This is a genomic window from Staphylococcus sp. 231237_7MaSpsaltlick (assembly GCF_043107035.1).
Genome location: NZ_JBICNX010000012.1, coordinates 65,804 through 80,038 on the forward strand (window position 1 = coordinate 65,804; position 14,235 = coordinate 80,038).

Here is a 14,235-nt window from a genome sequence, read left to right on the forward strand (position 1 = left end):
TTACTAGAAAACCTTATAATTCCATAATGACGCTACGTAATTATTATTTATATTAAAGACACTTCTAAAAAGTTTATTAAGCTTTTAAAATTGATGTAGATATGAAAGATAGTAATATAACATGTAAATTAGATCTTACAAATAGCGCTTAAAATCACGATTGTATGTTTAACTTATTAACAAAAAGGAATGCTCAGTAATAAGGCATACGAGAATATAAACATTAGAAAAAATACTGAGCATTTAAGGTCAACACCCAAGAAATTGTGAAATAAATTTTAAAAAGGATGTGTTGAAAGATGAGAATGCAAGTTAAACAGTATATAGATGGCGATTGGATTGAAAGTACAAGTGGAGAAACTATCAATGTCATTAACCCAGCAACTGAAGAAAAAATCGGTGAAATAGCTAAAGGTAACAAACAAGATGTAGATAAAGCAGTGGAATCTGCACATAATGTTTATCTTAGTTTTCGCCATACTTCAGTCAAAGAACGCCAAGATTTGTTAACGAAAATCGTCGAAGAGTATGAAAATCGTAAAGAAGACTTAATCCAAGCAATGACAGAAGAATTAGGTGCTCCCTTAAAAGTGTCGGAAAAAGTACATTATCAGATGGGACTCAATCATTTTGCGGCAGCGAGAGATGCGCTAGATGATTTTGAATTCGAAGAACGTCGTGATAACAACCTAGTTATAAAAGAAGGTATTGGGGTTGCTGGATTAATCACACCTTGGAATTTCCCCACTAATCAAACGTCACTTAAACTCGCTGCGGCATTTGCAGCTGGTTGTCCAGTTGTGTTAAAACCTTCTGAAGAAACGCCATACGCCGCGATAATTCTAGCAGAGATATTTGAAAAGGTTGGCGTCCCTAAAGGTGTTTTTAATTTAGTAAATGGAGATGGAGAAAACGTTGGTAATCCTTTAACTGAGCATCCTAAAGTACGTATGATGTCATTTACTGGTTCTGGAGGCGTTGGTGCTAAAATTATGGAAAAAGCCAGTGAAGATTTCAAAAAAGTATCTCTTGAACTTGGTGGAAAATCACCATACATTATTTTAGAAGATGCTGATATAGAAAGTGCAGCAGAAGGAGCTGTAAGAAAAATTGTAAATAATACAGGTCAAGAATGCACAGCAGGAAGTCGTACAATTATTCCAGAGTCTATGAAAGAACAATTCTTAGCAGCGGCAAAAGAGAAAATGTCAAACTTGAAAGTTGGCGATCCACAGTCTGAAGAAACAGACTTAGGTCCGCTCATTAATAAAAAGCAATATGAAGGTGTACAAAGTTATATAGAAAAAGGCATCGAAGAAGGTGCTACTTTGATCTATGGAGGTACAGGAAAGCCAGAACAACTTGAAAAAGGCTACTTTGTTAAACCTACGATTTTTAGTGATGTTAATAATAAAATGACTATCGCTCAAGAAGAAATATTTGGTCCTGTGATGTCTGTTATAACTTATCAAGATATAGAAAAAGCTATTGAAATTGGAAATGATACAAAATATGGATTAGCAGGGTACGTATATGGAAAAGACAAAGAGACCCTCCATAAAGTTGCCCGTTCTATTGAAGCTGGTATTATAGAAATTAATGAAGTTGGACAGGCATACAATTTACCATTTGGCGGCTATAAACAATCAGGCATAGGAAGAGAATGGGGCGATTATGGTATTGAAGAATTTTTAGAAGTTAAATCAATTGCAGGTTATTATGAATAAAAATTAATACCGTAAGCAAAAAGCACGGAACCCAAAAATTGAGGGTTCCGTGCTTTTACTTCTTTAGTCATTTATAACTAATTTTTATTTATTTTGAATATAATAATTTTTGTTCATCGAATAATTATAAAGTTACAGCTAGTGGCGTCACGCTGTCTTTATTTTGTTACACTAATAAATTATAACAATTTAATATGGCTATAAATAAAATTAATACACTGCCTAAGTGATATATTAATTAAATTGGTTTAATTTTTCACAATATCTTTACTTGTTTTAATAATAAATAAAATTAATAAAGTGAGGCACACAGAACCGACAAACGTTGGAATTATAAAGAATAACCCTGTTGAATTTGACAATGTCTTACCTGAAGAATTTAACATTGTTACGCCAATAAATGCGCCAATTAATGATGAAAGCGTGCTAATAATAAGGCTAGTAATTTTATTGTTAGTTAACCAGAATGAAAATGTCACTCCAACGATTAAACCTATTAATATTATGATAATAAAATCCATTTAATCCCTCCAGTAATAAAGCACTTTCAAATTTTGTTGATAATTTTTTAAATATAGGTTATTAGGAAAATAGAATAATCGAAAATATATTATACCTAGATAGCCTACTTTGGCAAAATATTATTCTTCGAATAGTTATGTTTTAAGCGATATCTTTACAAGCTTTTGCGCACTTGAAACAAGATTCTGCACATTTTTGGCAATGATCGTGCTCATGCTTTTGGCATTCATTTCCACATGCTTCACAAATCTTGGAACATATTTCTGCCAAATCGTGTGCAAATGATGAATCTATTGTTAATTCGCGCTCTAGAAAAGCACACATATCAGCACATTCACGGTCTAATCGAATACATTCAACCATCATTTTTACATTTTCTTCTTTCAAACAGGCTTGGAAACAGTAGTTACATGCTTCAACACACTCACGTAATGTTTGGATTAACAATCTATTTTTTTCATAAGCCATAATAAAACCTCCAATTAATTAAATTATTCTATATAATAATTTCCCTATAATTTTCATACTCAAACTGTTTTTGATAAATACTACAAAACTGTTTAAAATTAACCAAATTTAAGGTAATAAAATATAGATATTAATATTTTAGGAAGTTAAATATTAGAGACTAAAATTCTTAAATATTACTGAGCCTCTCTTTCTAGTAGGTAATATAATAAAATACAAGACGCACTTCTTTAATACATAAATGTCTTTGAGAATATTATATTTATATTATCAACATATACATACTATTTTTCATATATCGTCTTATATTCACAGAAATTTTATTAAAACTATTTACTTTATAATTTCAGTAGTAAATTTACAATTATAGGGTAAATGATATTACTAGAAGGAGTGTATGTGATGAAATTAAATGCAATTATTTTAAATGGTTCTTTGAAACATGGAGATGAGGGGTCTAATACTGAAGCTTTAGTTAACGAAGTTATTGAAATTTATAAAAAAGAAAACGTAAACGCTGAAATTCTTAGATTGAGTGATTATAATATTTCATACGGAATTGCTGATGATATGGGCAAAGGGGATGAATGGCCACAAATATTAGATAAAATTATCAATGCCGATATTTTAATTATAGGCACGCCTCTATGGTTAGGAGAAAAAAGTAGCATTGCTACGCTTGCTATAGAAAGATTGTACGGTAGTAGTAGTATAACGAATGACCAGGGGCAATCAATTTTTTATAATAAAGTTGGGGGCGCTGTAGTGACAGGTAATGAGGATGGTGCAAAACATGCTGCAACTTCAATATTGTATTCATTATCTCATATTGGTTTTACTATACCTCCTAATGTCGATGCATATTGGGTGGGCGAAGCTGGTCCTGGGCCTTCGTATATGGATATTAATTATGAAAATGAATTTACGAAAAAACATGTAGAGTTGTTAGCGTACAATACTATACATTTAGCAAGAATGTTTAATAAAAACCCAATACCAAATGAAGGGAATCAATTAAATAATTAGAAAAATAAATTTATAAAATGCTTTATAATGCAATAGTGATGAGGTACTAGATAAACAAACGAAGATGAAAAATATAGCTAAAATAATGTTAATTATGTTTATAATTCTCTTATAACAAAAGTATAGAAATGTGGACGTTAGTTAGGATGAATAATTTATAGAATGATCAAAAATAATCACTAGTTTGAACAATTTTTTATCCGTAGTTAGTGGGGCGAAATCATGAAATCATTTTTAGAAAAATATGATTTCTATTTCGTCTTTTTTTATGCAGTAAAATTCCTTATATAAACTATTGCATTTTAATAATACTAAGAGACTTATTTTCCCAAACTAATTTAATAGCGAGTCTGAACAATAGAGAGAAGGTTGAAATTTTCTTTGTAGATACGCTAAAAAGCAACGCTCTTACTAGCTTTTATAGCTTTAAAAATGGAAAAAATAATGTTAGAGATAGAAATATATGCTGAAAGTGCTTATAATCATTTATATATATAGCAATAAAATAAAAATAAAGCAGAAATATTTTATGTGATATGTCATAATAGAAATTAAAGAAACATGTAGTTTTAGGGGGAATTATGGTGAAAGATAATAAAAAACATGTAATCCCAAAAGAAAAATACGGCCGTAAAAGACGTGAGTATTTTCATAATGAAGAGCGGGAACAACGTGTACAACTTGAGCGTAAAGCAAGAAAACAACGCGCTGAAAAAGCAGAAGAATTAGCCAAAAATAATGAAGAACGTGTGAAAGAAAATTTGAGAAAAGCACGTATTGAGAAATTGACTCAAGAAGAGATTCAACAGCAACAACAAGTTATGAAAGAACGTAACAATGGTAAGACGAGTGACCAAAATCAAATTAATGAAACACCTAAAGATAGCCAGCAGAAAGAAACAAAGGCTGCAGTTGAATCAGAAAAAACGCCCGAAACAAATTTAAATGAACCTCTTGCATCAACTACAGATTATCAGAACGATAAAGGACAACATAATAAAGAAGCAAAACATAGTCACTCAGAAAGAAAAGATGAACCGAAAAATATACATGACGACCATTTTTATTCTGAAGAAGCGCAACAATCGCGTGTAAATGACTATATAGAAGATGAAAATGAAAGTAAAACACTAAATAGTATTGGAACAAGTAATGAATCAAAACACCAAAGAAAAATGGCTTCACAACAAAATGATGGTCGACCGCAGTCATTTATGGACAGAGTTAAGTACTTTTTCATAGAACAATGGGCACAGATTTTAATCGTCATTGCAGTTATATTATTGCTTATCCTAATTCAAGCAATATTTAGTAATGTAGATAATAATGGAAATACAAGGGATCATGTATTTCAAAACAATAGTGATAAAGACAAAACTTACACTGCTACAATGAAAAGTGCAAATAGTGCAGTTCATTCAGTTGTAACAGTAGAAAATGATACAAGTAACGATTCATCATCTGCAGAGAAAGAGACACAAGAAGCAGGTAAAGAAAATGAATTAGGTTCAGGTGTCGTCTACAAAAAAGTAGGCGACTCTATTTTTATTATGACGAACGCACATGTTGTTGGTGATAAAAAAGAACAAAAGATTACATACGGTAACAATGACAGTTCAATAGGTAAAGTAATTGGCGCAGATAAATTTTCAGATATTGCGGTCATCAAAGCGAAAGTGAAATCTAATAGTGATGTAAAAGCAATTAAAATGGGAGATTCAAGTACTTTAGTACTAGGTGAACCTATCATTGTTGTAGGTAATCCTTTAGGTGTTGATTTTAAAGGCAGTGTCTCAGAAGGTATTGTTTCAGGATTAAACCGCCATGTACCAGTAGATATTGATAAAGATGATAAGTTTGATGTGTTGATGAGCGCATTTCAGATGGATGCGCCTGTAAACCCGGGTAATTCTGGTGGCGGCGTTATCGATAAGAACGGTAAATTAGTAGGAATTGCATCATTGAAAATCGACATGGATAATGTTGAAGGAATCGCCTTTGCAATCCCAGTCAATGATGCAGAATCTATTGCAAAACAACTTGAAGCTAAAGGTGAAGTAATATATCCTAATACAGGCGTAGAGCTTGCTAATATTGCAGACATTGATAATGCGACCAGACAATCTATCAAATTGCCTGATGATGTAAACAATGGTGTATTAGTTGGAGAAGTCAAATCAGATTCAATTGGAGAAAAATCTGGGTTGCAAAAAAATGATGTAATAGTAGAATTAGATGATAAAGAAGTAGAAGATAACCTCAGATATAGACAAATCATATTTAGTCATAAAGATGATTTAAAGACACTAACTGCTAAAGTATATAGAGATGGAAAAGTACAGGATATTAATATTAAATTGAAGTAGCGTTGGGGTGAATAAACGTTGTCCATTTTCAATCAATTATTTAAAAAATCAAGCCCTCAACAAGGTATTGTGATGTATTATATTATAGCAATTATTGTAGCGTTTTTATTGCTGAATCTACCCTTTGTTCATAAACCAGGTATAAATGTAGATCCAATAGATTCACTATTTGTTGCTGTTTCGGGTGTAAGTGTTACAGGTCTTTCTCCAATAAATATAGTTGAAACTTATACAACATTTGGACAAATCATTATCATGATTATACTTAATATTGGTGGTATTGGCGTAATGGCAATAGGCACCATGTTATGGGTTGTATTAGGTAAACATATTGGTATGCGCGAACGCCAATTGATTATGTTGGATAATAACAAAGATACTATGAGTGGTACTGTTAAACTCATTTTAGATATTGTTCGTACAATTTTAATTATTGAAGTTGTGGGAGCAGCTCTTTTAGCTTTTTATTTCTATAGAGATACGCCAGATTTACAATATGCGATTATGCAAGGATTCTTCGTTGCAGTATCTGCCACGACAAATGGTGGTTTGGATATAACGGGTCAATCATTAATACCGTATGCAAATGATTACTTTGTACAAACGATTGTAATGTTTTTAATTATTTTAGGTTCAATTGGTTTTCCAGTTTTGATTGAAGTGAAGGCTTATATTAAAAATAGAATCCCTAATTTTAGATTTTCATTATTTGCGAAAATTACAACCGTGACATATTTAGTTTTATTTGTGTTCGGTGTGATTATGATTTTATTGTTAGAATATAATCATGCATTTCAAAATATGAGTTGGCATAAGTCGTTGTTTTATGCACTATTCCAATCTGCAACGACCAGAAGTGCTGGATTGCAGACCATTGACGTAAGCCATTTTGGTGAAGGCACTAATGTAATTATGAGCATTTTGATGTTCATAGGATCATCTCCAAGTTCAGTGGGCGGAGGGATTAGAACAACTACGTTCGCTATTTTAATCCTATTCCTATTTAACTTTAGTAATAATACCGAAAAATTATCTATTAAAGCATTTAATCGTGAAATACATACTACAGATGTTCAACGTTCATTTGCTGTATTTACGATGGCTGGTATTATAACCTTTGCAAGTATGATATTTATACTTGTTGTAGAGAATGGAAAAATAACATTTCTACAAGCATTTTTCGAAGTAATGTCAGCATTTGGTACTTGTGGCTTATCTTTAGGCGTAACAGGTGATGTTAATGATATGTCAAAAACGGCACTTATGATATTGATGTTTATTGGTCGAGTTGGATTAATTAGTTTCATCATAATGATTGGTGGACGACGCGAACCAGATAAATATCATTATCCAAAAGAGCGCGTACAGATTGGTTAATGGTAGTGTGATAAATAGCGTAATATAATAGTCATTAGTATGAGAGTCCGGGGCATAGATATATGCTTCGGGCTTTTTTTTAAAGAGTCACTCTCAATTTATTGAGTTAGTGACTCTTACACATGAGCAAAAGCTCAGGTGAACGAAACTATCACTCTCAATTTATTGAGTTAGTCTTTCATACTTTAATTAAGATTTTGTATATTTAATACTGAAATGAGATTAATATTTGATATGGAAATAAGGTCTTTTAAAAAATAAAATCCCACAGTTGAAAATAAACTATTTGAAGTTATAAAAATGGTATTTTAGTATCATGGTCTTTTCAAAACATGTTAAACTGTGATTAATGAGGAGAGAGGCATATGAAAAAAAGTGAAAAGATTGCAATAGACGTTATCACAACTTCAGATATGCATAGTTATTTTCTTAATGGAGATTACAGCTCAAATATTTATAGAGCTGGTACTTATGTTAAAAAGGTGAGAGAAGAAAACGACCATGTCATTCTATTAGATAGTGGCGGTAGTTTAGCAGGTTCTTTAGCAGCATTTTATTATGCTATAGTTGCACCATATAAACGTCATCCAATGATAAAATTGATGAATGCGATGCAATATGATGCAAGTGGTATTAGTCCCAATGAATTTAAATTTGGTTTGTCATTCTTTTCAAGAGCAGTGTCGCTATCTAGATTTCCATGGTTATCGGCAAATATTGAATATAAGCGTACACGTGAGCCTTATTTTTCTACACCATATACAATTAAAGAAATTGAAGGTGTGAAAATTGCTATAGTAGGTTTGACCTCTGATGGATTAATGGAAAGAGAACACTTTGAAATGGAAAAAGATGTTCAAATTGAAAAGACTTTATTATCTTCTAAACGTTGGATTCGTTTTATACATGAAACAGAAAAACCAGAATTTCTTATAGTAATTTATCACGGTGGTCTCAATCAGTTAAATAAGTCAGCAAATGAACATGAACAAAACGTAAATGAAGCGGAAAAATTAATGCAGACATTGGGTGTTATAGATTTATTGATTACTGGACATCAACACCAAACATTTATAGGACGAAATGATAAAACAGTTTATGTTCAAGCAGGGCAAAATGCCGAACAGTTAATTCATGTGAAAATTGATTTTAAAAAACGCACCACTTCATATGAATTAGAAGATATTCAATCCCAAATTATTGATTTGAACGAGTATCAAGAAGATGAAGATTTATTAGATTTAACTTTTTATGATAGGAAAACAGTTGAACATTGGAGTAAAGAAGTTTTAACTACCACAGATATTGATGCTAAAGTTGGAGGATTGACGGATGTTATCACTAAACCTCATAAGTTTACACAGCTATTACATGACAGTATACGATTAGCATACGACTACGATATTTCGTGTATTCATTTACCTATAAGTGGTGAAAAGGGATTGTCAGGCACCATTACGAATGAGGAACTATATAACGCACATCCCCATCCTGACATACCAATTGATTTAACAATTAAAGGTCAACAAATTAAAGATATTTTAGAATATTGTTATGGTCATATTGAATTTAGCCAAGGGGAGCTTAGTCTAACTATTGTAGATGAAACATTATGTACGTTCTGGCAAGGTATAGATTACATTATAGATATGAATAAAAAGCCATTTAACCGCGTTACACTAAATAATATTAGACTAGATCATATGTATCGTGTAAGTATGACAGATTACTGTTATAGAAATTATAGACAATATTTAGAAGATGCTGTCATCCATGAAACCGGTGAAATCACTATGGTAGAATTAATTTCGCGTAATTTGAAAAATCAAGACTATCAAATTCAGCAAAAACAAACATTTGAAGTCATAATATAAAAAAACTGGGAGATTCATTTTAGAATGAGTCTCCCAGCTTTTTAAGGTTTATGCGTTAAATATTAATAGAATTACAACAGCTACAATTTGTGCAATAACCGTTGTGGCAATTCGACGTGTATAAAAATAACTTAATGAAAGTACGATTTGTACAACAAATACAAAGAACACAATCCACAAATTATCTAGGTAATAAAATAAAGAAGCTGAACAAAAGGCTGTAATTATAATACCTAACCAACTAGGTAATTTTAATTTAAGCAATTCCTTTTGTAATACCGTACGCATATATAACTCGTGACAAGGTATTACAAAAACTAATGTAACTAACATTTGCCATTTATAATACACACCTGTACGTGTCAGTTCTTTAATTAATTCAGCATACTTAATATCAGTAGCTATAGCAGCGATAATAAGCTGAATAATGATTAATACTATACCTGTAATGATTCCTATACCTAAAGATGTCAATAGCCGTTTGGATTCGATATCTCTTTGATAAAAAACATAACTAACGCCTGCGATTAACATAATACCGGTATAGAGGTACCAGTATTCTTGTTTTTCACCCCACATAACATATAAGATAGCGTGAAATGCAAGAAAGCTAACGATAAACCATATTAATGCCTTAGAAAGTCTATTCATTTTAACTATCCTTCTTGTTCAACGATTGTATACCGTTTATGATTAATGACAGTCTTTTCAGGCAAGTCTAGTTCTTCGAAGTTCTCCATAATTGTTAAATCAACAATTACTGAGTTGTCATTAATTTTTTCTACTCGACCTTTTAAGCCGTCATAAAATTCTACGATATTTCCAACTTCTGCAACAGTCATTTTTAGTCCTCCCTAGAAATGCTAACTAGATAGTATTATACAAAAAATCAGCATACAAATAAACAAATAACCATTAAATTGCTTGATATAAGACAATTTATAAATTTTACTTTATTCTCAAAGTGAATGATTGGCAATTTTCGTGAAAATATAGCATAAATAAGGTAAGGGTATATAATATGGAAAAGGAGTGCAGTAAATGAAGTTTATTAGTAATAATAATATTACAGATCCAACGCTTAATTTAGCAATGGAGGAGTATGTATTAAAAAACATGCCAAAAGATGATAGTTATTTTTTATTTTATATAAATAGACCATCCATCATAATTGGGAAAAACCAAAATACTATTGAAGAAGTGAACCAATTATATATTGATGAACAAGGTATCGATGTTGTAAGACGTATATCTGGCGGGGGCGCAGTCTACCATGATACAGGTAATTTAAACTTTAGTTTTATTACAGATGATGATGGTAATAGTTTCCATAATTTCCAAAAATTTACTGAACCAATTGTTGAAGCATTGAAATCGCTTGGGGTTGATGCAAACTTAAGCGGAAGAAATGATATTCAAGTTGGTGAAGCTAAAATATCAGGAAATGCTATGGTAAAAGTAAAAGATCGCATGTTTAGCCATGGTACTTTAATGTTGAATAGTGAACTTGATGAAGTTCAGAATGCTTTAAGAGTGAATCCAGCAAAAATTAAATCTAAAGGTATTAAATCTGTAAGAAGTAGAGTTGCGAATATTTCTGAATTCTTAGATGAGCCTATAGATATAGATAAATTTAAAGAAATAATTCTAAAAACTATTTTTGGAGAAACTCAAGTAGAAGAATATAAACTTACGGATAAAGATTGGGAAAAAATAGAAAAGTTAAGCAATGAAAAATATCGTACTTGGGAATGGAATTATGGTAGAAATCCTAAATATAATTTTGAAAGAGAAGAAAAATTTGAAAAAGGTTTTGTGCAGATTAAATTAGATGTGAAAAAAGGACGCATTGAACATGCAAAAATTTTCGGTGATTTCTTCGGTGAAGGGGATATTACGGAATTAGAAAATGCGTTGGAAGGCACACTACATGAATTTGATAGTATTGAAGAAGCACTTTCAAATTATGATATTTATCATTATTTTGGAGACATCGATAGACATGAATTGATAAGGCTTATGTCATAAAATTTTAAATAAATGTTATTTTGGAAATGTAAAAAGGTCTATTCACTAACTTAATTGATAAGTAGGGAATAGACCTTATTTTAAATAACAAGAAGTTAAATTAGCCAACGAGAAATTCCTCCAAGTTTCTGTATTCTTCTGTATAACGTTTGAAATCATTCTCGTTTTTATTTTTAAGTGCATTATCGATAAGCTGTTCCAACTGTTGCTTGCGGACATTACGTAAAGATTCATCGATGATTAGTTCAATACCTAAGTCATTAATTGTTGATACAAATGATTCTAATGTATTGTATTTTACATGTGTATTGTGTTTCATAAACGTCACAACCTCTCTATCTTTATTTACATATAGTATACAAGGTTTTAATTTTTAAATCAATGAATATTCTGACTTTTCCGAAAAAATAGTGTTAATTGCAAGTTTACTAAAAATAAGAAATCGAAAAAGACTTTACACTGAAAATTAATTGCAGGAAATCTATAAAAGTATTTATAATATATATTGATTTTAAGATGTTAATGATATATTATTTGATTATCACCAAAACTTATAAAGGAGGTAACAACAATGATTCAACCATATATTATTAAAAAAGGTGATATGGTTTTGCAGCCATGTAATTTAGCAACTGGACAATATGAAGGTAGCTACTTATTAAGGTATAAGGGCGATAGTCAAATCATTAAAGAACGCGTAGCTAAGATTATCGACCGTTCCTGTAGGTTTTATGGTAGCAGTTATGTGTTTAAAAAGGAAGATACCATGCGTATCACTGGTATAAGTAGTAAGCCGCCAATTTTATTCACTCCACTATTTCCCACATATTTCTTCCCCACACACTCTGATCGTAAAGCAGATAATACTTGGATCAACATCCATTATGTCCATAATATTAGACCACTTAAAGAAAGGAAATGTAAGGTTACTTTTGTAGACAATCAAAGCATCGTAGCTAATATTTCAGCTCATAGTATGCATCACCAATATTTAAATGGTATATACTATTATTATATGATGGATAGGGCAGCTAGAGTCGCTACATTTGACCCTGATTCACCAATTGATTATACTAAACCGCAATTAAATATATATGAAGCATTAGCAAAATATTCATTATTTGAACCAAAATAGTGAAAATCAGCAAATAAAAAATGTAAAAAAGGCATATGTGGAATATTATATTAATTTAGTGTAAATATTCCGCATATTTTTTTTACATACCTCTTGAAAAATAAAAGATAGTTGATATAATAGTATTTGTGCTTGATTAAAGGCATTAATTATTCCACAGTAGCTCAGTGGTAGAGCTATCGGCTGTTAACCGATCGGTCGTAGGTTCGAGTCCTACCTGTGGAGCCATTGGAAACGTACTCAAGTTGGCTGAAGAGGCGCCCCTGCTAAGGGTGTAGGTCGCGAGAGCGGCGCGAGGGTTCGAATCCCTCCGTTTCCGTTAATAGTTAAAAATACATGAAATTCTGTTGTACAGAATCCACTAAGAACGTTGTTGTGACAGCGTTCTTTTTATTTTGCGTAATTGTTTGTAAAAGTATGTTTTAAAATTTTGGGGCGACATTTGGACAAAGTGTCCACTTATTTTTAAATGTTGTCCGTTTGTTTGGTCAACTAAAAATTAAGGACATTATCAAGCTTATCATCTTCTTCTGATTTTAATTCTTCCAGTAGATGACTATACACACGCCAAGTGATTTCAATATTAGCATGTCCTAAACGTTTACTAACATATTGTATGGTAAAGCCATTACCTAATAATAAAGAAGCGTGCGTATGTCTTAATGCGTGCAAGGTATAATTGCCAGCACTATTCTCTAGTAAAAATTTTCTCAGTGTATTTGTTACTGCTTTATTACTAATTAATGTGACTCCAGTATTAAATATATCGGCATCTTTATCGATAGGAGTAGGGCGATTGTTTAAAACATTTTGTATATGTTTCATATCTTGTTTTGTAATTGTAATGTAACGATCTGCTGATTCTGTTTTCGTTCCTGGAAGATGTATTACATTGTCTTTTTTGTTTAAATCTGAATACTTAAGTCTTTGTATTTCTCCGAAACGCCCACCTGTAGAGATTAATATGAATAGGGCGAGATAAGATAATTCATCTTTAGTAGTTGAAAATTGTTTGAGCTTTTTAAAAGTATCTATATTCATAAATTTACTTTCTTCTTGTTTTCCAGGTTTCTTCTCATAAATAGGTGCGTTCCATGTGGGGTCACGATATATTAATCTTTCGTTCAATGCATCCTTAAACGCTTGTGAAAAACAATTATTCAGTTTACTAACGCTTTGTTTCGTACGTCCTTCTTTTCGTCCGCCAACAAAATATCCTTCAGCATATTCTTTTAACATTTCTCTATATTTAAGCTGTGATACATTTTTAATTGCTATATTTCCAAACTTTTCATCGAATATTGTCTTAGCGTTATAATATCTGTTTACGGTTGATTGAGATACAGTACCTTCTTTATTTACTTTTATCCAGTTGTCGAAATACTCAACAAAAGGCATTTCATCATTTATGTTCATACCATTTGTAACTTCATTATAAATTGCATTCATAGCAACAGTTGCTTCTTTTTTAGTTTTATATCCTCTTTTACGATAACGCTTTTTATTATGCCTAAAGTCATATTCCCATGTTTTTCCAACTTTTTTAACGTTCATATCCTAATTCCTCCTAAAAAAGATAAAAATATATAGGGCACGGTGAGGCGCCCGTAGAATGAAATTTAAGATGGAGAGTTTTGTAGTCCATGTGGTGAATCTTTGCTTAACTCTCTCATACGTTCAATTTCTTCATTTGTAGGATTATCCATATCAAT

At 31.4% G+C, this 14,235-nt stretch carries 13 protein-coding genes and 2 tRNA genes; 9 read left to right on the top strand and 6 right to left on the bottom strand.

Features of this window, described 5'->3' with window-relative positions:
- The first annotated feature begins 299 nt into the window (after positions 1–299).
- Positions 300–1,727, top strand: coding sequence for an aldehyde dehydrogenase family protein (locus tag ACF91D_RS19975; protein ID WP_327620681.1), 1,428 nt, complete (start codon positions 300–302; stop codon positions 1,725–1,727).
- A gap of 248 nt (positions 1,728–1,975) precedes the next feature.
- Here ACF91D_RS19975 and ACF91D_RS19980 read toward each other — a convergent pair whose 3' ends face one another.
- Both ACF91D_RS19980 and ACF91D_RS19985 read right to left on the bottom strand, forming a co-directional pair.
- Positions 1,976–2,248 carry a hypothetical protein gene (locus tag ACF91D_RS19980; RefSeq protein WP_039067724.1) on the bottom strand — a complete coding sequence of 91 codons (273 nt, stop codon included), beginning with the start codon at positions 2,246–2,248 and terminating at the stop codon, positions 1,976–1,978.
- A 142-nt stretch (positions 2,249–2,390) separates the two neighbouring features.
- Entirely contained in the window at positions 2,391–2,717 is a 327-nt protein-coding gene (locus tag ACF91D_RS19985) for a four-helix bundle copper-binding protein (RefSeq protein WP_069792984.1), read from the bottom strand.
- 402 nt (positions 2,718–3,119) lie between these two features.
- On the opposite strand from ACF91D_RS19985, the gene ACF91D_RS19990 reads away from it, so the two are divergent.
- The 4 genes from ACF91D_RS19990 to ACF91D_RS20005 all read left to right on the top strand — a co-directional run bounded on the left by ACF91D_RS19990 (position 3,120) and on the right by ACF91D_RS20005 (position 9,360).
- Positions 3,120–3,743 carry a flavodoxin family protein gene (locus ACF91D_RS19990; protein WP_039067721.1) on the top strand — a complete coding sequence of 208 codons (624 nt, stop codon included), beginning with the start codon at positions 3,120–3,122 and terminating at the stop codon, positions 3,741–3,743.
- A 584-nt stretch (positions 3,744–4,327) separates the two neighbouring features.
- Positions 4,328–6,109, top strand: a complete 1,782-nt coding sequence (locus tag ACF91D_RS19995) for a S1C family serine protease (protein WP_069792989.1) — start codon at positions 4,328–4,330, stop codon at positions 6,107–6,109.
- An 18-nt stretch (positions 6,110–6,127) separates the two neighbouring features.
- Positions 6,128–7,486 carry a TrkH family potassium uptake protein gene (locus tag ACF91D_RS20000; RefSeq protein WP_069792983.1) on the top strand — a complete coding sequence of 453 codons (1,359 nt, stop codon included), beginning with the start codon at positions 6,128–6,130 and terminating at the stop codon, positions 7,484–7,486.
- Between the two features lie 365 nt (positions 7,487–7,851).
- Complete coding sequence (locus tag ACF91D_RS20005) at positions 7,852–9,360, top strand: bifunctional metallophosphatase/5'-nucleotidase (protein ID WP_327620680.1); 1,509 nt, start codon at positions 7,852–7,854, stop codon at positions 9,358–9,360.
- A 48-nt stretch (positions 9,361–9,408) separates the two neighbouring features.
- Here ACF91D_RS20005 and ACF91D_RS20010 read toward each other — a convergent pair whose 3' ends face one another.
- Together ACF91D_RS20010 and ACF91D_RS20015 are read right to left on the bottom strand one after the other, a co-directional pair.
- The gene (locus ACF91D_RS20010; RefSeq protein WP_039067718.1) at positions 9,409–10,011 is read right to left on the bottom strand and encodes a CPBP family glutamic-type intramembrane protease; all 603 of its coding nucleotides are present in this window, start codon (positions 10,009–10,011) and stop codon (positions 9,409–9,411) included.
- 5 nt (positions 10,012–10,016) lie between these two features.
- On the bottom strand, positions 10,017–10,202 hold the full coding sequence (locus tag ACF91D_RS20015; RefSeq protein ID WP_002483735.1) for a YkvS family protein: 186 nt from the start codon (positions 10,200–10,202) through the stop codon (positions 10,017–10,019).
- A 199-nt stretch (positions 10,203–10,401) separates the two neighbouring features.
- On the opposite strand from ACF91D_RS20015, the gene lplA reads away from it, so the two are divergent.
- A complete protein-coding gene (gene lplA / locus ACF91D_RS20020; protein ID WP_318760207.1) occupies positions 10,402–11,388 on the top strand; it encodes a lipoate--protein ligase in 987 nt (328 codons plus the stop codon).
- Positions 11,389–11,488: 100 nt separating this feature from the next.
- On the opposite strand, the gene ACF91D_RS20025 is transcribed toward lplA, so the two are convergent.
- Entirely contained in the window at positions 11,489–11,707 is a 219-nt protein-coding gene (locus ACF91D_RS20025; RefSeq protein WP_017722274.1) for an IDEAL domain-containing protein, read from the bottom strand.
- A gap of 252 nt (positions 11,708–11,959) precedes the next feature.
- Between ACF91D_RS20025 and ACF91D_RS20030 the strand changes: the two genes are divergently transcribed.
- The 3 genes from ACF91D_RS20030 to ACF91D_RS20040 all read left to right on the top strand — a co-directional run bounded on the left by ACF91D_RS20030 (position 11,960) and on the right by ACF91D_RS20040 (position 12,842).
- Entirely contained in the window at positions 11,960–12,523 is a 564-nt protein-coding gene (locus ACF91D_RS20030; RefSeq protein ID WP_101051341.1) for a competence protein ComK, read from the top strand.
- 153 nt (positions 12,524–12,676) lie between these two features.
- Positions 12,677–12,751: transfer RNA gene (locus ACF91D_RS20035), tRNA-Asn, on the top strand.
- Between the two features lie 2 nt (positions 12,752–12,753).
- Positions 12,754–12,842, top strand: a tRNA-Ser gene (locus ACF91D_RS20040).
- Positions 12,843–13,015: 173 nt separating this feature from the next.
- On the opposite strand, the gene ACF91D_RS20045 is transcribed toward ACF91D_RS20040, so the two are convergent.
- Positions 13,016–14,077 carry a tyrosine-type recombinase/integrase gene (locus tag ACF91D_RS20045; protein WP_069793884.1) on the bottom strand — a complete coding sequence of 354 codons (1,062 nt, stop codon included), beginning with the start codon at positions 14,075–14,077 and terminating at the stop codon, positions 13,016–13,018.
- Positions 14,078–14,235: the final 158 nt, after the last annotated feature.

Excerpts from the sequence above, each read along its gene's own strand:
- ACF91D_RS19990 (WP_039067721.1), top strand. The coding sequence starts at position 3,120 with ATGAAATTAAATGCAATTATTTTAAATGGTTCTTTGAAACATGGAGAT.
- ACF91D_RS20015 (WP_002483735.1), bottom strand. The coding sequence starts at position 10,202 with ATGACTGTTGCAGAAGTTGGAAATATCGTAGAATTTTATGACGGCTTA.
- ACF91D_RS19980 (WP_039067724.1), bottom strand. The coding sequence starts at position 2,248 with ATGGATTTTATTATCATAATATTAATAGGTTTAATCGTTGGAGTGACA.
- ACF91D_RS20010 (WP_039067718.1), bottom strand. The coding sequence starts at position 10,011 with ATGAATAGACTTTCTAAGGCATTAATATGGTTTATCGTTAGCTTTCTT.
- ACF91D_RS20045 (WP_069793884.1), bottom strand. The coding sequence starts at position 14,077 with ATGAACGTTAAAAAAGTTGGAAAAACATGGGAATATGACTTTAGGCAT.
- lplA (WP_318760207.1), top strand. The coding sequence starts at position 10,402 with ATGAAGTTTATTAGTAATAATAATATTACAGATCCAACGCTTAATTTA.
- ACF91D_RS20005 (WP_327620680.1), top strand. The coding sequence starts at position 7,852 with ATGAAAAAAAGTGAAAAGATTGCAATAGACGTTATCACAACTTCAGAT.
- ACF91D_RS19985 (WP_069792984.1), bottom strand. The coding sequence starts at position 2,717 with ATGGCTTATGAAAAAAATAGATTGTTAATCCAAACATTACGTGAGTGT.
- ACF91D_RS19975 (WP_327620681.1), top strand. The coding sequence starts at position 300 with ATGAGAATGCAAGTTAAACAGTATATAGATGGCGATTGGATTGAAAGT.
- ACF91D_RS20025 (WP_017722274.1), bottom strand. The coding sequence starts at position 11,707 with ATGAAACACAATACACATGTAAAATACAATACATTAGAATCATTTGTA.
- ACF91D_RS20030 (WP_101051341.1), top strand. The coding sequence starts at position 11,960 with ATGATTCAACCATATATTATTAAAAAAGGTGATATGGTTTTGCAGCCA.